The organism is Ignavibacteria bacterium (genome assembly GCA_041649015.1).
In the GTDB taxonomy this organism is placed as follows: Bacteria; Bacteroidota; Ignavibacteria; order Tepidaquicellales; family Tepidaquicellaceae; genus CAIKZJ01.
In genome coordinates this window covers 171259-190201 of record JBAZNU010000004.1, presented here as the reverse complement: position 1 = coordinate 190201, position 18943 = coordinate 171259, and the positions used below count along the sequence as shown (strand labels likewise).

10 protein-coding genes are annotated in these 18943 nt (G+C 34.8%); 3 read left to right on the top strand and 7 right to left on the bottom strand.

Annotated elements, in window-relative coordinates; translation table 11 throughout:
* Nucleotides 1–9 precede the first annotated feature (9 nt).
* Both WC644_08570 and WC644_08565 read right to left on the bottom strand, forming a co-directional pair.
* The gene (locus WC644_08570) at nucleotides 10–726 is read right to left on the bottom strand and encodes a hypothetical protein (GenBank protein MFA5011996.1); all 717 of its coding nucleotides are present in this window, start codon (nucleotides 724–726) and stop codon (nucleotides 10–12) included.
* Nucleotides 727–789: 63 nt separating this feature from the next.
* Nucleotides 790–3093: a TonB-dependent receptor gene (locus tag WC644_08565; GenBank protein ID MFA5011995.1), complete on the bottom strand. Its 2304-nt coding sequence runs from the start codon at nucleotides 3091–3093 to the stop codon at nucleotides 790–792.
* A 466-nt stretch (nucleotides 3094–3559) separates the two neighbouring features.
* Between WC644_08565 and WC644_08560 the strand changes: the two genes are divergently transcribed.
* From WC644_08560 to WC644_08550, 3 genes are all read left to right on the top strand, one after another.
* Complete coding sequence (locus tag WC644_08560) at nucleotides 3560–4108, top strand: integrase core domain-containing protein (GenBank protein MFA5011994.1); 549 nt, start codon at nucleotides 3560–3562, stop codon at nucleotides 4106–4108.
* Between the two features lie 135 nt (nucleotides 4109–4243).
* Nucleotides 4244–8440 (top strand): T9SS type A sorting domain-containing protein, encoded by a 4197-nt coding sequence (locus tag WC644_08555; protein MFA5011993.1) that lies wholly within the window; start codon nucleotides 4244–4246, stop codon nucleotides 8438–8440.
* Nucleotides 8441–8614: 174 nt separating this feature from the next.
* A complete protein-coding gene (locus tag WC644_08550; protein MFA5011992.1) occupies nucleotides 8615–10108 on the top strand; it encodes a T9SS type A sorting domain-containing protein in 1494 nt (497 codons plus the stop codon).
* 424 nt (nucleotides 10109–10532) lie between these two features.
* On the opposite strand, the gene WC644_08545 is transcribed toward WC644_08550, so the two are convergent.
* From WC644_08545 to ftsA, 5 genes are all read right to left on the bottom strand, one after another.
* Nucleotides 10533–12356, bottom strand: a complete 1824-nt coding sequence (locus WC644_08545) for a homocysteine S-methyltransferase family protein (protein MFA5011991.1) — start codon at nucleotides 12354–12356, stop codon at nucleotides 10533–10535.
* A gap of 3 nt (nucleotides 12357–12359) precedes the next feature.
* The gene (locus WC644_08540; protein MFA5011990.1) at nucleotides 12360–14438 is read right to left on the bottom strand and encodes a S46 family peptidase; all 2079 of its coding nucleotides are present in this window, start codon (nucleotides 14436–14438) and stop codon (nucleotides 12360–12362) included.
* A gap of 26 nt (nucleotides 14439–14464) precedes the next feature.
* Entirely contained in the window at nucleotides 14465–16201 is a 1737-nt protein-coding gene (locus tag WC644_08535; protein MFA5011989.1) for a S46 family peptidase, read from the bottom strand.
* Nucleotides 16202–16360: 159 nt separating this feature from the next.
* Nucleotides 16361–17611, bottom strand: a complete 1251-nt coding sequence (gene ftsZ, locus WC644_08530) for a cell division protein FtsZ (protein ID MFA5011988.1) — start codon at nucleotides 17609–17611, stop codon at nucleotides 16361–16363.
* Nucleotides 17612–17663: 52 nt separating this feature from the next.
* Nucleotides 17664–18941 carry a cell division protein FtsA gene (ftsA, locus tag WC644_08525; protein ID MFA5011987.1) on the bottom strand — a complete coding sequence of 426 codons (1278 nt, stop codon included), beginning with the start codon at nucleotides 18939–18941 and terminating at the stop codon, nucleotides 17664–17666.
* Between the last annotated feature and the right edge of the window lie 2 nt (nucleotides 18942–18943).

Here is an 18943-nt window from a genome sequence, read left to right as displayed (position 1 = left end):
TTAAACTGTTTAATCAATAAAGAATCCAACATATACTCCGAGATTGAACATAAATCCGTCTCCTTTAATCCCGGTAGGGAAATTGTTGACTTCTATTATATCATCCGCTTTCCATTTTGAGTTCACCGTAAAAATATATCCTGCATTCAGCTTAATGTACAAAAATCTGCTCATTTGTAATCCGATTCCTGTTTGTGGTATAATAGAAAATGATGTTGTTTTAAAAGACATTGTGTTATGTCCGGTTGAGTTCGTGTCTCCCAGGTAGTTTCCTATATTCCATTCCTTAAATGCATTCGAGTAATTTGAGAGTTTTAATGTTGTTGAACCAATTCCCAGTTGACCTCCTATGCTCCAATCAAAAATCGACCCTAACTTCTTAACGTATTCAACTGATAACGAATTTGTGGAATATGATAATTCTGCTACCTTCGAGTTGTTCACAAATGTACCCGTCTTGCTTTCAGTAAAACCATATCCGGTATATCCAACTCTTAATCCCTTGACTACTGGTACATCTATAAACACACTGCCGCCCGTTCCAAAAACACCACTTGTCGAGAACTCCGGAATTCCCGCCTTCTTAATCTCAGTGTTCAGGTCTGATACTGCTGGTATATTCCATCCGAATACAGGTCCGACTGCAATCGAAAACTTATTGAATATCTGTGAATAAGAGTTACTGTAAATCAAAACGATAATCAAAACCAGAAATATCTTTTTCATTTTTTCTTATTAATTTAACTAACAAGTTACCAATTTTCAGACTTTATAAAAAGTCTATTTTCATTAAAACATTGCGTTTATTCCTATTGTAGGTAGTACCCCTATGCTTTCGTTAGCCTCAATTTTGTTAGTGTATTTATTCCACTTATATCCTGTTACATTCTTCCTGCCCGTTATATTTTGAATGTCTATATATGTGTTCAGCGTCCAGTTCGAAAATATCCACTTCTTGTCAAGTCTTAAGTCAAGTGAGTAAAAATTTGGAAGCCTTGCTGTATTATATTCTGAAACAAGTTGTGTACCGTCAATAGGATTTATCGGAGTGTATGGTCGTCCGCCTATATACCTGAACTTTCCTCCTATCGTCCAGTTTTTGCCAAGCTGGTAACCGCCGAATGTAGTGAATAATATATTATTGTCAAAATCACTTTTCCTTTCGAAACCGTCAAGCGATGTGTATCTTGCCTGAAATATCGATAGGTTCGCGTTAAAATAGTAGTCCTTCGAAAATACCTTCTGTACAAATAATTCTATCCCGTTTGCATATCCCGTTCCCGCTGATGTTAATGGCTCCAATCCAAAGTTATTCTGATTCTCAAAGTTTCCGCCGTTGTTTGAAAGTATAAAATATGGACGTTCCAGACTCACTGCGTAATTTGAATATTTCTTATAATACACCTCCACGCTCGCCTTTAAGTCTGGCATTATAATGTATTCAAGTCCCGCTATGTAGTGGTCTGCACGCATATCTTCAAGATTTTTATTAATCGGGTCGCCTATTAGCCAAACATAAGAGGGCGACTGGTAAAATATTCCATAACTTAGGTTCAGAAAAAGATTATTCAGAATGCTTATCTGTGCCGATGCCCTCGGTGATACATAATTCTTCTTCTCTATGTAATCAAAGTAATCATACCTAAGTCCTATATTCAGCTTTATCCTGTTTAGTAAAAACTGTGTCCATTGTGCAAAAGCAGCTCCCTTAAATGTATTCTGGTCGTCATTAATATTAACTGCATCAAGTATATACCTGCTTCCCGTTGCGGGATTTATGTAATAAAGTGTATCTTGTTCTTTCTTGATTTCATTTTTGAAGTTCACCAGCTTACCCTCAAACCCAACCGTCAACTGACCTGTCTTAATTGCCTGAAGATTATACTCCCCTTTTATGCTCGTCTCCCCTTCTTTAGATACATTCTTAAAGTATTCAACCTGATTAATATCCCTGCCGCTGTAATTATAATTCGTAAAAGTCCTTGTTAGATTTAAAACTGAATATGATTTCGATGATAACAGCGACTTCCATTCCGCTCCGAAAACATACCCCCATTGATCATTGTCAAGAATTACAGAATTATCCTGCTTCTTTTCTTCATCGTCATTATTAAATTTTACCTTATCTATATTGCTAATAATGTTCAGTGTAAGAAAGTTATTCTTATCAAGGTCGTAAACTCCCTTTCCTTGAAACGCCCAGTACTCTGGAACAAAACCGAATCCGGCCGCATTGAATATTAAATCAAGATAGCTTCTCCTTGCTGATATTAACCATGAACCTTTTTTCTCAGAACCTATAGGTCCTTCTAAGATAGCGCCAAATCCCGTAGCAGATAAATTAATATCTGTCATGAATTTTATTCTGCTTCCTTCTTTTTGTTTTATCTCTAATACTGAAGATAGTTTATCTCCGTATTTTGCTGAGAAACCTCCTGTTATAAAATTTACATCGCGTATGAAATCAAGATTTATAATGCTCGTCGGTCCTCCGGTTGCTCCCTGAGAACCAAAGTGATTTATGTTCGGTACGTATGAATTATCCACAACGAATAGGTTCTCCGACGGCGCACCGCCTCTGACAATCAAATCGTTCCTTCCGTCATTTACAAAAGATACACCGGGTAAATTCTGCACTACTCGTCCGACATCTTCAAATCCTCCCGGCGTAAATCGAATTTCTTCAGTTGAAAGGTTTTTCAATGAGGTGGATATATCGCCCGGCTTTGTAAACCTCTCATCTTCAACAACTATCTCATCAGTCGCTACTATATCAAGCTCTGCTACCCTGTCAGTTATCACACCCGAATTGACAATAACATTATCTATTACAAACGTAATATACCCTATCGAACTGAACCTTATGCTGTACCTGCCTGCAGGTACAATTTCAAAATAAAAGAAACCATTGTCATCGGTTCCGGTTTTTACTATCTCGGCGGTTTCTGTATTCTTTGCCTCTACTACAGCACCGATTACAGGCTGTTGATTCATTCTGTCAACTACCTTCCCTGAAATTCCCCCCTTTTCCTGAGCATTTATATTCACAGTTATCAGGGTCATTAAAATTATTATATATATTGACTTTTTCATGTATGTACATTTAAATTTTCATAATCTAAAATGATTTTTTTGCCTCATAAGTTCCTGTATAATAAAAAATATATTTCTTCTTAAATCAAATGTCATTATTAACAAAATTTGAAAGCATGTTATTCCGTTAATAGCAAATTAAAATAAAAATATTTGAAACTCACCGGTAATAACAATTCCCTTGAATTATTGAGCATTAGAATATTATATTATATTATTTGAAATAAGAATATTATCTTATATGAAAAAGGTTTTCCTATTACAAGACGAGTTTGAGGGAATTAAAATTTTATTTGATTCCTCTCCTCATCTTTTTAATATTCTAATGTCTTACCTCCGTATTGAATTTAAATAAATCGAAGTTGGTATTATTAATCAAAAATATAAAAATTAATATAAGGATTGTACTGCTTCAGATGGAATTGGACAAATTAAATCATTAAATTTGTAGAAAAGGAGATTTAAGATGTCAAAGTACAAAGTTATTTCATCGAGGGGAAAAGTTCTGATATTGAGAGAACTACTTGAGAACAAGGTCCCAATAAACCAGCTTGCTGAAAAGCACGATATTCATCCAAATGATATATATATCTGGAGAAAGAAATTAGTTGTTCAAAGTGGAATAGATAAGTACTCAAATGCAAAACCGAGAATAATAAGTGATAACGGTTCACAGTTTATATCGAAAGACTTTGCAGGATATTTAAAGATGTTGGGATTAAAACACGTAAGGACATCTATAATGTATCCGCAAAGCAATGGTAAAATAGAAAGATTCCATAGAACCATTTCCACAGAATGCATAAGGAAGAAATCAATGATTGACTTGAATGATGCAAGGAAGCAGATAGCAAACTATGTAGAATTTTATAACACAAAAAGATTACATAGTGCATTGAATTATTTAACACCGGAAGATTATGTTAAAGGAAGAAAAGATGACAGACTTAAAGAAAGAGAATCAAAACTAATAGAAGCAAAAAAGGCAAGATATGAGGCTGCTAATGTTAGTTAATTATCACAAAATATCTTTTATTAAAAGTCCAATTTCCGCTGAACCAATACAGGATAATGAAGCAATATTTTAAATTAAAACCAGCAATTAATATTAAATCAAATTAAAATATATTTCAAACTTTAATTTATATATATGAAAAATTTTAATAATTTAAACAAAATATCTATATTTCTCTTAGGTTTATTATTTGTACCATCATTATTAAAAGGGCAGGACTATTATTATAATGATTACATAATAAGTGAAGATAATATACAAAGACAAGAATACGATGCTTTTGATAATACCGGTCAACCTATTTTTAGAACTAAGCAAGTCGCATTTGTTTATTTAGATTTTCCGGATGGAAGAGTACCAGGAATTCTAAAAATACCTGAAAATAATATTGAATTAAGTAGTGTCCCAAATCGAGATGCAGTTGGGGAAATAGGATTAACAAGCACGCAAAGCCCATTTCCATCGTCAAATCCAAACTTATATGCTAATGTATTTAAGTATAAATGGTCAGACAGATGGAATATGCTTTTTTCTACTGGCATTTATCAAGGTAGTGCACATCCTGACAATCTTTCACATACTGGATATACTTCGTTAAGTAAAGAAGCATATGGAAGTTTCAAAGAGTATTTCACAGAAATCTCTAATTCAAAATTTACTGTTATACCTGCTATAACCCATTCAGATCAAGTAGAAACTATGTATAGAACGGGCATTGTAAATAATATCAAAACATTATCTAACGGTGATAAAGTTATAGAAAGTATTATGTTACCTAGAATGAAATATGCCCGGAATTTGAATTCAGGTTATTTCCCAGATTTTGATAATCTTCATGAAGGAGGTATGTATCAAATGTTAATTGATGCAGAAATGGTAGCTCGAAGAATGCACAACAATGACAGTTTAGAGTTTGAGATTGATAATTTTGATGGAATAGTTATATATGTGATAGCTGGTTCACATAGTAAATTTAAAGGTATTGGAACAGGTTCGGAAACAATTGTAAGAGGGATGTTTGATCAAATAAGTTCTGAATTTGCTGTTATTGACGGCATTACTTGCATTTCACATGAATTTGCTCATTGCGCTTTTGGATGGCAGCACACTATAGCAGGTCGAAATTGTTTAATGAATCCGAATCAGACGAAAGATATTAATTGTCCATCACATCCGAATCCAATTTTAAAATTAAGAGAAGGTTGGGTTACTCCTATTCATTTAAGCTCAAACTTAAACAGTATTGAACTCCAACCAATTGAAACGAGCAAACAGGTAGGTATTATCACAATTTATGGTAATCCATCAGCCGCACCTGATCATTTATCAGGTGAATGTTATGTTGTTGAAAACAGAAAACGACTTGGATTTGATAAAAAACTATTAACCGATAATCCCATTTCGAGTCCATATAAAGGCGGATTGCTAATATGGCATTACGGTCCATACGGAGAATTCAATTTTCCCCCCGGATTAGATTTAGAATTACATTCGTATAAATTAATAACGCCTAATGATATAGCCCCTAATGATATTTACCAAAATAGTGGTAATCAAGAATACTTTTTTGCTTATCAAAATAGTTTACAAAACCCAAGTTTCTACAATTTACTTCAAAATAGGACATTCTCTCAGGAAAACTTAAAAACCGGGATACAGATACAAAATATTCATCAAGCAGATTATAGCAATGTAAACAGTAATATTATATTTAATTTAAGTTACAATATTTCTTTACCACCAAATTATGATTATACAGTAATAAACTTTTCGCCACAAGCGCAAAACAATCTCGTTTCAACATCAGGACGAATTTATTTCCATAAAGAAAATAGATATGATTATTTCAGACTTTTTCCTGGTGCTAAAATTGATATTGCACCAAATAGCGAGTTTACAGCAAAAGGGGTAAAGGCAACTGGTGAGGAATTAAATAAAATTATTTTTTCGGGTCCCGGTTATGAAAACATATATGAATCCTTTTATTGCAAATTCAATGGTATGCGTATAAATAGTAATTTTAACACATTCGATGAAGTTGATGCTGTAGTATTCAAACATATACATTTTACAAACATCAACGATAATAAGGTTAAAATTGGGATGCAATACTGTGTTAATTGTGAAAAATATCCTGTTGAAATAGAGAATATAACGACTGATAATCCATGCATAAGGGACAATCCTTGCACAATGCAAAGCTCTTATGATATTAGTTTAATCGGCGCATTAATAAACAAGGTTAACATTAATGGTGTAAGTTTGAAATTAGGACTACTTATAACAACTCCCGAATGTAATATCAATGTTTTCAATACTTACGCAGGTATATTCGGAATTAATAAATTTACCAGTAATACAATTTTTGTATTTTATGATTGTGATTTATACGGGTCATATTCTCAATTATTAAAGGATGATAGTTACAGTAACTGGCAGGGATTAAATGTATATGGGGGTGGTATTAATTTTAACCAAGTTACAATAAAAGATGCCCACTATGGATTAATACTTAATAATTTGATGAATGAATTAAAGATTACAAACTGTACTTTTGATAATAAATATTTGGACTTGTCTGTTGATAATTATAAGTTTAATAAAATTCCCGGAAATGGTTTTATTTTTAATAATATCTTTAACCCAACTAATGACAATACTCCACAGCACATAGGAGTTTCAAATTCTAAATATATACTAATTGATCACAACAGTTTCCCGAACGTAAAAACTGCTGGTATTACTTTACTTAACTGTAACATGCCAAACGTTATTAATAATACAATTGAAAGTTCCAGTTCAGGTTTAGTTGGTATTGCTAGCTATTTATCAGGAGGAGCGTATCATTGCAATAATATTTCTGATTGCTATTATGGACTAGAGTATATAAATTCTAATCCAATTCTTTACCAAAATATAATTCATAATAACGGAATAGGCATGTACATTACTAACAATACATATCCTATTATGTCCCCTGCATATACCGGTAATCAAACAGAAAATTTAGCCGGATACAATCACTTCTATGGCAATTCGGGACAGGAAATATATATACTTAACACTGAAACTGCCACAAGTAACTTATTAATGGATGATGGTATTAATATAATTGAGGATGATGACAACAATGATTATTTAATATATATTGAAAATGAAGGTAGCTCAGAATCAGAAATAATTAAATGTACAAATAATTTTTGGGGTAATATAGGCGACCCTGGCTATAAATTGTTTCCTATAGATTACTTTTATTATAATCCATTTCTTATATCAATACCGGCGCCACCTACTAATTGTCAAATTACAACGATAAATGAAGACAATTCTTCCAAATCGCAACAAACTTTATTGTTAGGTAATGCTTTGAAATCAAGTTTGACTGGAAATTATATTACTGCTGCTAACTATGCTGAACAGTTAATAACTTCTGGTAGTGATCGTGCTTTTCAAAAAACAGGTTCCCGCTTATATTATAGTTACATATATTCAGATGGTTCTGGGATTGCAACACTACCTTCTTATTATCAGAATATGATTAATATAAACAATAATGATAGTTTACTTCAAAAGTATTATAACGGACTGAAAATTGAATCCCAGGTTATAAACGAGGAGTTACAAAACGCTCTTTTTGAGCTTGATGTTATAATTGCAAATGCTTCAAATTCTTATGAGTTACTTTATGCTAATCTTGATAAATTACGAATCTTAAGTATGCTTGATAGTTCTTCAGGTGGTGATAATAGTAATAGTATTATTTCGATACCAGAATTATACAATTTATTGAAATCGGACTTAAGTAAAATTTCTAATAAATCTATGATGAATAGCAAACAAGAGACGATCAAAATTAAATCAAGTAATTCAAAGTTTGATTATCTGCTAAAAAGAATTCCAAATAACCTTGAAGAGTTGAATAAAAAATCATACGATCATTTAAGGGAAATAATAAAAGACAAGATCATTTATGAAATATTGATTAATAACTATATTCCTGATGTTCCTCCAATTAGAAATGAAGAATATAAATCAAAGAATAAGTATGGTTCAAACAACAGTATTCCAACAAAGCATGAGCTATCGCAAAACTATCCAAATCCGTTTAATCCGTCTACAACTATTAAGTATGCATTACCGAAAGACGGATTCGTTTCTTTAAATATATACGACATAACAGGAAGGGAAATAAGAACTCTTGTAAATGAAATCAGAAAAGCAGGATACTATTCTATTACCTTAAATGTGTCGGAGCTATCAACTGGGATTTATTTTTACAGGTTAAAATCTGGTAATTTTGTTCAAACAAAGAGAATGGTTTTAATAAAGTAATTATTCTTAATTTCATTAAGGGTTGGCAGTTAAATGCCATCCCTTATTTGAAATATGATTTGTTTTAAATGTTTGTTTTCTAACGTACTTTAATAGAGATGTTTACAACTAGTATTATTTGTATAAATAAAAATAATAAACTATATGTATGCTAATAAATTTATTATTCTTAGTATGAAATTGATAGTATTAATATCAATTGTTTTCATATCTAATTCATTGTTCGCCCAACTTGTAAATGATTTCAGAGTAAACACTGATACGGCATTATCAGTACCTAAATATTTCGCTAAAATTTCTTCAAACAAAAAAAGATATTCTGTTATCGTATGGCAAAATGGGGTTAATTCACCAATAGATGTGTACGCACAAATATTTGATAGTAGCTTCAATAGAATAGGAAATAATTTTAAGGTTAATTCTACAAGTGGTTCAATAAATTCGGATGTTGCAGTAAGAAAAGATGGCTCATTTGGTATAGTTTGGAGGGGTGTTTCTGTAAGTCCTAGTGGCTCATTAATTCTTTTAAAAATATATAATAAAGATGGTATCCCTATCTCACAGGAAATTCAATTAAACGATACTATAAAAGGATTTGACCCTAACATAAGAATTGGTACAGATAATTTAAATAGATTCATTATTTCATTCGATTATACTGCTCCTGTTTCTTATCACAAAGACATCTTCTTCCAAATAGTTGATTCAAATGGCGTAAAAGTTGGTAACAATGTTAAAGTGAATCAATATTCGAGTTATGGGAAACCGGCAATTGGAGTTCAACAAAATGGCGGATTTGTAATAGCATGGGAGAGTTCGGGACCTAAACCAAACCATTTTGATATTTACAGTCAATTATTTTCTGCAAACGGTACTCCGATTGGAAGTAATCAACAAGTAAATGATATTGAGTTTGATATTGACACTTTAAATAATCAAACACAAACAGACATTGCTATTGATTCAACAGGGAATTATGTGATTTCTTTTTCTGAATTTCCATATAGTACTGGTGTAGATAGAATTAAATATCAAAGATACAACAACAGTGGCAATAAAATTGGGATTAATAAAATTATTGGTAACGGTGCTTATGAAGCTTTCGTGAGCTATGACGAAGTTGGGAACATAATATTTTTACTAAGCTACGATGGAAGCGTCGGCTATATAAACAATTTAAGAATTGATAATAATGATAATTTTATAGGAAGTTATTTCCCTGTTTCAACACAGTTTCCTAATAGCAGTAAAGGCGGTTCAGATGTTCTTTTAATTGATAAGAAAATTGTTAATGTTTGGAGAGATTTACGATTAAGCAATCAGCCTCAAATATTTTTAAATGTTCGCTCCTACATAAACCCGGATAGTGTTGTATCAATAAATAACATAAGTATGGAGGTTCCCTCAAAGTATTCATTATCACAAAACTATCCGAATCCTTTTAATCCTACGTCAGTTATTCGTTTTCAGTTGCCCTTTGTTAGTTTTATTTCGCTAAAAGTCTATGATATACAAGGGAAAGAAGTTCAAACACTCGTGAATGAATCACTAAAACCCGGAACGTACGAAGTAACGTTCGACGGCTCGCATTTAACAAGCAGTGTTTATTTCTGTAAACTCCAAACCGGTTCTTTTATTAGCGTAAAGCGAATGGTGCTTCTCAAATAATTTTGTAAATTAGGCTTTGTCCTTTATTTTACAAACTAAAACCCGTAGCTATTTCAGAGTTTTTATGATCTTTTCTCTTGACTTTCTCAAAAAATAATGCTATTTTGAAAATAGTACCAATACTGCTTAATCATCAGTATTTTAGATGCTGTTTAGTTTAATTTCTATCTTAATAACAGTATAAATTACTGATAATACAAATCTTAAAGATAATCCACGATAAAAATACGGTAATAATACGATAATTATACGATTATAGTACGGTGTAATTAGTATCAACTTGGTCTATTCTCGACTATTTCTTACCTATTTCAATAACTCAGCGATACTCTGCTAAAAAACCAAAGTTTAATCAGAAATTAACGATTTGCCAATAAATTATTAATAAATATAAAACAGAAATGCAATAATTAGGTGTTTTTCTCTATTTCTCAACTTCTTCGAATTTTCTATCATCAAAAATTAACTGTCTGCATATCTCTCTTCCTCTTTCGTCAATTTTATACAACGGCATTATCTTTCCTGCATGTACTATCACCATATCAAGCCCTGCATCTATAGCATAATGCAGAAATACTGAGTTTAGCACGTGTCTTATATTTGGATACAACCCGAATGAACAGTTGCTCAGCCCGAGTATTGTCTTGCACTTTGGCATAATCTTCTTTATCTCGCGAATTGCATTAATCGTGTTCAACCCGCTCTTGCGCAAATCTTCCTGACCCGAACCCAGCGGAAATGTCAGTGCATCAAATATTAAATCTTCTTCTCTGAAATTATGTACCTTCACAGCATGGTCTCTTATTCTCTTTGCAATTGCTACCTTCTTCTCAAGGTCATAAGCTTGCCCTTCTTCATCTATCGATAAAGCTACAACAGCAGCACCAAATCTCTTTGCAAGCGTAAGTATTTTATCCGCCTTTAAAGTCCCCTCTTCAAAATTAATCGAGTTAATTATTGCTCGACCCGCATATAGCTTTAAAGCAGTCTCAATTACATTAACCTCAGTAGAATCTATCATCAGCGGAAGCGTTACCGATGTATTAAATCGTTTTATCACTTCAGTCATATCCCTTACTTCATCCCTGCCTACAAACGCAACACACACATCAAGTATATGCGCCCCTTCTCTTATCTGCTCTTTTGCCATGTTCACCATCGCGTCATAATCTTCCTTTTCAAGAAGCTGTTTGAACTGCTTCGAGCCGTTTGCATTGCACCGTTCCCCGACAAGTATCGGTGCAGGGTCTATCGTCATCGTTGAAATACTGAACAGCGAAGATACGGATGAAGTGTAATTCCATTTTCTTTCTTTCGGTGTGTATTGCTCTGCAACTTCGCTTAAAAGTTTAATATGATTTGCATTTGTTCCGCAGCAACCCCCTACCACGTTAACTCCAAACTCACGCACAAAAAGTTTCGCCCATTTCTGCATTTCCTCAGGAGTTAAATGATAATGTGCCTTCCCGCTTACGTTCTCGGGAATTCCCGCATTCGGCATACAGAATACATTTTTCGGTGAATTGTGGCAAAGATAACGGATGTTCTCTTCCATCTCTTTCGGACCCGTTGCACAGTTCATCCCTATTATATCAATCATGTCGTATGGCTCAAGCGTTGTAAGTGCAGCCGAAATCTCACTTCCCATAAGCATCGTGCCCATCGTCTCAACTGTTACAGATACTATCACTGGCAGTTTTCTTTTCTTCTCACGGAATAATCTGTCAGCGGCTGATAGTGCACACTTTATCTGAAGCAAATCCTGACATGTCTCAATACAGAATATATCAACTCCACCGTCAAACAATCCGCTCATCTGCCTGTAATAAGACTCCTCCATATCATCAAAACTAATGTGTCCCAATGACGGTAGTTTTGTCGTCGGACCTATCGAACCCGCAACAAACCTCGGCTTTATATCAGTGGAAAACTCCAGTGCAGCTGCCTTCGCAAGCTGTGCCGCTTTCAATGATAGTTCATAATCAAGATTGGCTATGTTATACTCATTTAAAACTATTGAAGCAGAGCCGAACGAATTAGTCTCAATCACGTCCGCCCCTGCTTCAAGAAAATATCTGTGAAGTTTAGTAACTACCTCCGGTTTTGACTTGCAAAGGTACTCGTTGCATCCCTCAAGTTCTTTCCCCCCGAAATCATCGGCTGTAAGCCCGTATGTCTGCAACGTTGAACCCGTCGCACCGTCAAAAACTAATATCTTATCCTTTAGTAGTTCTAAAAAATTCTTCATCCTTTATTCTGTTATTTTTCCTTCTCTCAACTCCTTCGCAATTCTTTCGAGTTTGTAGAGATCTTTAATTGCTTCAATCATACCCTCTGAATCAACCGAAACAGTATGAGGAACATCTGTATTATATATATAATTGTCGTCAAGGCTTTCAATGTTGCCGTCAAAAGCAAGACCGATTATCTCCGCATCTTTATTTATTACAGGACTACCTGAGTTTCCTCCGATAATATCATTTGTCGATATAAAGTTTATAGGTGTTGACTTATCAAATTCTGAAGGTGGATTTTCCCATCTCTCTGAAAATGTCCATGGATACTGCTTATTAAACGAATAGTACCTGTCATAATATCCATAAAAGGTAGTCTTCGGAGGCGCGATTGTCCCATTATAATTATAACTCTTAATTACACCGTCTGAAATCCTTAATGTAAACGTTGCATCAGGCGGTATCGATGTACCATAAACTTCAAATGCTGCCCTTCCAATAAGTTCTTTATTAACTAAAATTTTATTCCGAAGTTCTTCATTCTTTTTCTTCAATTCTGCAAATCTTGGTGCAGTTTCTATTGCAAACTTAATAAATGGATCGTTAGATTTCAAAATTGCATCAGGTCCTTGTGAAAGCAGTCCCAATGCACCATCCTTGGTCGAAAGTACCGATGTACCGGCTAATGACTCGGCATTTCGATTCTCGAAAATCTTTAAAGCAGTATTGTCTTTGCCGAGTTTCTTCCGCATCGCATTAAGTTTGAAATTCATTAACGCCTTGTTTAACTCAGGATCAAAGTTTTTATAAAGTGCTTCAAGTTTTGCCGGCTCTAACGTCTCCTTTGAAAGTGCCGATGTTACAAGTCTGTCAGCAGCATTAAATTCAACTGACGACATCCTTGGATTGTTCTGATATGAATATATTTCGTTATACATTTTCTTCAGTTCGGTATTTGCATCCGAAATTTCATCCCATGCTTTACCGTATTTTGACTTGAGTGTTGGGTTAGCATCCACTGCTGCTCGGAAAGTCTTTTCGAAATGTCTCTTCTTGGCCATTAGTACAGGATCATTTAATGCCTTTACCATTCCTTTGTAAACCTTTTGAGAATTTGCCATCGAAAATAATGTGTTATTCATTTCCTTTCCTTTATCAGGATTTTTAGCAATGATATCAGTATATGTATTAACAAGCATATCAAGCATTGCTAATACATCAGGATTTGTATAATCTCTTGCTACTTCAAGCTGTGAATATGTGTTAAGTCTCTCTGTTCTTCCTGGATTACCTACTACAAATATCGGCTCTCCCGGTTTTGCTCCTCCCGGACTCCATTTATAATAATGCTCTGTCTTCAAAGGTTTACCGTCATCACCATAAACCCTGAAGAATGTCATGTCAAGATTATATCTCGGATATGTGAAGTTGTCGTAATCACCACCGAAGAATCCTGCCTGATCTTCAGGTGCCATAACTAAACGCACATCCGTATATCTCTTATATACATAAGCAGAATACACAGCACCGTTAAATAATGTAACCACCTGACATCTCAGTCCGGTCTCTGCAGCAACTCTTTTCTCAATTTCTTGTATCTTAACTTTCTTGTTCGCTACCTTCTCTTCGTTTGTCTTTCCTGTTTCAATTGCAGTTTGTACCTCATCAGTTACGTTTATGATTTTAACTAACTGATCAACAAATAAATTCGGTACTGGTCTCTCATCTTCAAGTTTCATCGCAAGAAACCCCATATTGTGAAGGTCTTCACCTTCTTTTTCTACTTGAGATACAGATTCACGACCGCAGTGATGGTTTGTCATAACAAGCCCGTCACCGGATACAAACGACGATGAACAGTAAGTCGCAAACCTAATTGCTGACATACGTACATGGTCAAGCCATTCCTGTGTCGGCTTAAATCCGTATGTCTCGTTGAAATAATCTACAGGCGGAAAATCAAATGTCCACATCTTGCCCATATCATACTTCGATGACTTTACTGTATCAAGGTTTACACCGTAGTATTGAGAGTACGAAGTACTCGAATATACTACTAACATTAATACTAAAACTCTTATTACTCTCTTAAGCATAATCAATAAATTTAATTATTTTGAAATTAGTTGTTTGTTATCTTTCCGTTTACTAACTCAGAACCAATCCTCTTTAGATTGTACATATCGTTTATTGCTTCAAGAAGTCCTCTTGAATCAACCGATACTGTCGTCGGTACATCACTCGAATAAATAAACTCTCCCGGCATGCTCTCTATATTACCGTCAAAAATAAGCCCCACTATTTCAGAATTCTTGTTAATCATCGGACTCCCTGAATTCCCCCCGATTATGTCATTTGTTGATATAAAGTTAAATGGCGTACCTAAATCAAAATCCGCGGGTGGATTAAGCCATCTACTGTGAACTTCCCATGGATACTTTTTGTCAAACGAATAATACCTGTCAAGCATGCCATAGAACGTCGTGTTAGGAGGTGCTATTGTTCCATTATAATCGTAACTCTTTATTACGCCATCAGATATTCGTAAAGTGAAAGTTGCATCCGGTGGTATCTTGGTACCGTAAACGTCATATATAGCTCGCCCTAATATCTGATTATAATATTCCTCTTTAGCACCAAATACCTGAAGTTTTCTGTATAATGACCTGAAATCCCCGCTTTTATTCTTTTCGAATATTTCTTTCTTTTGTTTCACTAATTCTGATATATCATTCCATACGTTTCCGTATTTTGCTTTCAATTTCTCATTACTGTTAACTGCTTTAATGAAATTCTTTTCGAAATCCTTTTTTCTTGCCATTAACACTCCGTCATTTAGTCCCTTCAGAGTACCCTTGTATACTTTCTGGCTGTTCGTATAGTTAAACAACTCATTATTCAATTCTTTTTCCTTATCAGGATTAGCCGCTAAAACTCTATAAAGACTGTCAACAATATTATTTATATAATTAAGTATTAACGGGTCTGTTATATCTCTTTTAAACTCAAGCTGTGAAACAGTAAGAAGTCTTGATGTAGAGCCCGGATTTCCAACAACAAATATCGGCTCTCCTGGTGCTGCCCCGTTGCTGCTCCATCTGAAAAAGTTATTTACTTTTAATGGATTTCCCGCTTCGTCATACACTCGGAAGAACGTGCAATCAAGGGTGTACCTCGGATAAGTAAAGTTATCGGGATCTCCGCCGAAGAATCCTGCATTGTCTTCTGGAGCAAATACTAACCTGACGTCGTTGTATCTTTTGTATATGTATGCTGAATATACTCCTCCATTATATAGAGAAACTACCTGACATACAACACTTGTTCCCTCTTTATACCTGCTTTCAATTTCTGTAGTCTTTTTAAACTTGAAATCATCTCTCTCTTCTATATCCTTTCCCTGATCTATCGCTGTTTGCATCTCTTTTGTAACATCAATAATCTTTATTAGCTGATCTACAAACAATCCCGGTACTTTCCTCTCATCCTCAATTTTCATCGCTAAAAAACCTTCTTTATGAAGGTCTTCTCCCTCTTTCTCTACTTGTGAAACAGATTCCCTGCCGCAATGGTGGTTGGTCATTACAAGTCCGTCTTCAGAGACAAATGATGCTGAACAGTAATCAGCAAATCTCAATGCTGACATTCTTACATTATCAAGCCATTCTTGTGTAGGTCTGAATCCGTATTCCGATTGAAAATAATCCAGTGGAGGAAAGTCAAAAGTCCACATCTTTCCATTATCGAATTTTTGTGCTTTTACGGTATCTAAATTAACTCCGTAAGTGCCTTGTGAGTATATATATATAGGTGTTAATAATACAAATAATAGTAATAATATCTTTATTGTGTTTTTCATAGTAATGATATTTAGTTGTTGATTAATAATTAAAGATTGTTATAATAATGAACTTTTTCAATCTAAAAAGAAACGGAGCTATTGCTCCGTTTCTTGCAATTCTGTCTTTTCGGCAGTCAAGACAGTCACTCAAATATATTCAAAATTTATGACCTAATATTAATCTAACGTCCTTCTCATGAACGCTGGAGGATCAACATTTTTTAGATCCTCGTCGGGGAATCCGTACTTATTTATACTCCGCTTAAATGAATTTGTTTCCTTCTCGCTTAAATCATCATTAAGCATATCTTTTACAGACGGCTGTCTTCTTGTGATAGCGGGAATGTCTAATTTTCTAATGTCATCTGGCATTTCATCAATTCTTCCCCTCGCTGTTTTTAAATTGTCCATACCAATCACATTTCCGTATTCGTTATCCGTATTATTTTCGATTGCCGTCTCTATCTGTTCTTTCTTAAATCCCGTAGCAATAACTGTTACCATAACCTCTCCGTCTATATCCTTATCATCCATTAATCCAAATATGTAATTTGCTTTATCTCCAACCGCATCTTGTACTTGACTATTGATTATATCAATTTCATCAAAACCAATATTTCCGTCTGATGCTATGTTAACAAGTACGTTCTTCGCTCCGGATAAATCAATGCTTTCAAGTATTGGATTCGACAAGGCCTCTCCAACTGCTTTCATCGCTCTTCCTTCTCCGGTCGCTATTCCTGTTCCGATTATTGCGTCGCCCGTGTTCTTCATCGTCGTCTTTACATCGGCAAAGTCAACGTTTATCTCGCCTGTCTTTGTAATAATCTGTGAGATCCCCTTTGTCGCATTATATAAAACAATGTTTGCAAGTGCTAACGCCTGATTCTTAGTTGCCTTTTCATGTATTAGTTCACGAATACGCTGGTTTGGAATTATAATTAAACTGTCCACTTCCCTTTTTAACTTTTCAATTCCATCCAGTGCTGCCTGCATCCTCGGATTACCCTCAAAACCAAACGGCTTTGTTACTATTGCAACCACAAGAATATCAAGACTCTTCGCAAGTTTTGCAATCAACGGAGATGCTCCTGTTCCTGTACCGCCGCCCATTCCGGCAGTTAAAAAAACCATATCACTGCCCGCTAATGCTCTGCCTATTTCTTCCCGGCTTTCTTCTGCTGCCTTGTCACCAAGCGCTGTGTTGGCACCTGTACCAAGTCCTTTTGTTATAGTCTTGCCAATTTGTATCTTCACATCTGCCTTGCTAATGTCCAGTGCCTGTGAATCAGTATTTATTGCAATGAATTCTACTCCCTCAATTCCTCTGTCCACCATCGAGTTTAATATGTTGCCGCCGCCACCCCCTATGCCGACTACTTTTATCCTTGCGCCATTTAGCTCGTGTGGTAATAATTGAATGCTCATTAATTTACCCTTTCATTTATTTTGTATTATTAAAATTCTTTAATTTCTTGTTTTAAAGTTCATCAAACCAGTTCCTCACTGTATTGAATATTGATTTTGCAGTTAATTTCGGTCTCCCTGTTGTTCTGCTCTTTTTTAATATTTTATCGTACGTGTTCAATTGTTTTGCCCTGTGTAATATCAGTCCAACTCCTGTTGCATATATCGGGCTTTCAACTTCTTTTGATAGTCCGCTTGATAATCCTCTCGGTGACCCAAGATTGACCTCAAGTCCTAATATTTGCTCAGCAAGTTCTTTGGTGCCTTTAATTAATGAACCACCACCGGTTATTATTACACCCGCAGGTAATTCATCATATATTTGTGAGTTTTTCAGTTCAATTGCCGCAAGTTCAAATATATCCTGCATCCTTGCCTGAATTATTCTGGCTAAAATGCTCTTTCTTGTTTTCTTAGGGATCTTTCTGCTTATTGATTCTATCATTATCTCATCATCGTTTAATATTTCCGATACAGAAGCGAACCCGTACTCTCTTTTTATTCTTTCTGCTTCATCTTCGGATATTCCCAGCGTTTCATATATATCCTTCGTGACAAGGCTGCCTGCTATTCCAATACCGGCAGTATATTTCAATGCTCCTCTTTTAAATACTGCAATGTCCGTCGTGCCGCCTCCTATATCTATCATTGCAACACCTACTTTTTTCTCACCCTCTTCAAGAACTGCATGTGATGATGCTATCGGCTCTAATACAATATCATCTATACCAACACCGCAGTTATTAACACAACTTGATAAATCATCTATAGACGAAACTAAACATGTTATTATGTTCATTTTTGCCTCAAGTCTTACGCCATACATTCCAATAGGTGACTCAAAAATGCCGTCTTTACCATCTATATTATATTCCTGCGGTATCACAGAAATTATCTGTGTATCACTGGGGATTTTCAATAAACTCGCCTGTTCAACAAGTCTTTGTATATCGCTTTCCTGTATTACTCTATCTGGATTCTGTATCCCAATAATTGTATTTGTCTGTATGCATCTTATATGATGTCCTGCAATACCAACAGAAACTGACTTTATTGGAATACCAGAATTGAGCTCTGCTTCATCCAGTGCCATCTTAATTGAATCTATGGTCTTCTGCGGACTTACAACTATCCCTCTGTTTAAACCGTTAGACGGTGCTTTCCCAATTCCAATAATATCTACAGCTCCGTTAGGTTTTTTATGTGCTACAATGACACATATCTTTGTCGTACCTACATCGAGCCCAACAATAATCTCGTCATCCGATTTTTTACTTCTTTTTGATACCATAT

What these genes read in the sequence shown, in the direction of transcription:
- WC644_08570 (MFA5011996.1), bottom strand. Translation starts at nt 726, where the DNA reads ATGAAAAAGATATTTCTGGTTTTGATTATCGTTTTGATTTACAGTAAC.
- WC644_08565 (MFA5011995.1), bottom strand. Translation starts at nt 3,093, where the DNA reads ATGAAAAAGTCAATATATATAATAATTTTAATGACCCTGATAACTGTG.
- WC644_08560 (MFA5011994.1), top strand. Translation starts at nt 3,560, where the DNA reads ATGTCAAAGTACAAAGTTATTTCATCGAGGGGAAAAGTTCTGATATTG.
- WC644_08555 (MFA5011993.1), top strand. Translation starts at nt 4,244, where the DNA reads ATGAAAAATTTTAATAATTTAAACAAAATATCTATATTTCTCTTAGGT.
- WC644_08550 (MFA5011992.1), top strand. Translation starts at nt 8,615, where the DNA reads ATGAAATTGATAGTATTAATATCAATTGTTTTCATATCTAATTCATTG.
- WC644_08545 (MFA5011991.1), bottom strand. Translation starts at nt 12,356, where the DNA reads ATGAAGAATTTTTTAGAACTACTAAAGGATAAGATATTAGTTTTTGAC.
- WC644_08540 (MFA5011990.1), bottom strand. Translation starts at nt 14,438, where the DNA reads ATGCTTAAGAGAGTAATAAGAGTTTTAGTATTAATGTTAGTAGTATAT.
- WC644_08535 (MFA5011989.1), bottom strand. Translation starts at nt 16,201, where the DNA reads ATGAAAAACACAATAAAGATATTATTACTATTATTTGTATTATTAACA.
- ftsZ (MFA5011988.1), bottom strand. Translation starts at nt 17,611, where the DNA reads ATGAGCATTCAATTATTACCACACGAGCTAAATGGCGCAAGGATAAAA.
- ftsA (MFA5011987.1), bottom strand. Translation starts at nt 18,941, where the DNA reads ATGGTATCAAAAAGAAGTAAAAAATCGGATGACGAGATTATTGTTGGG.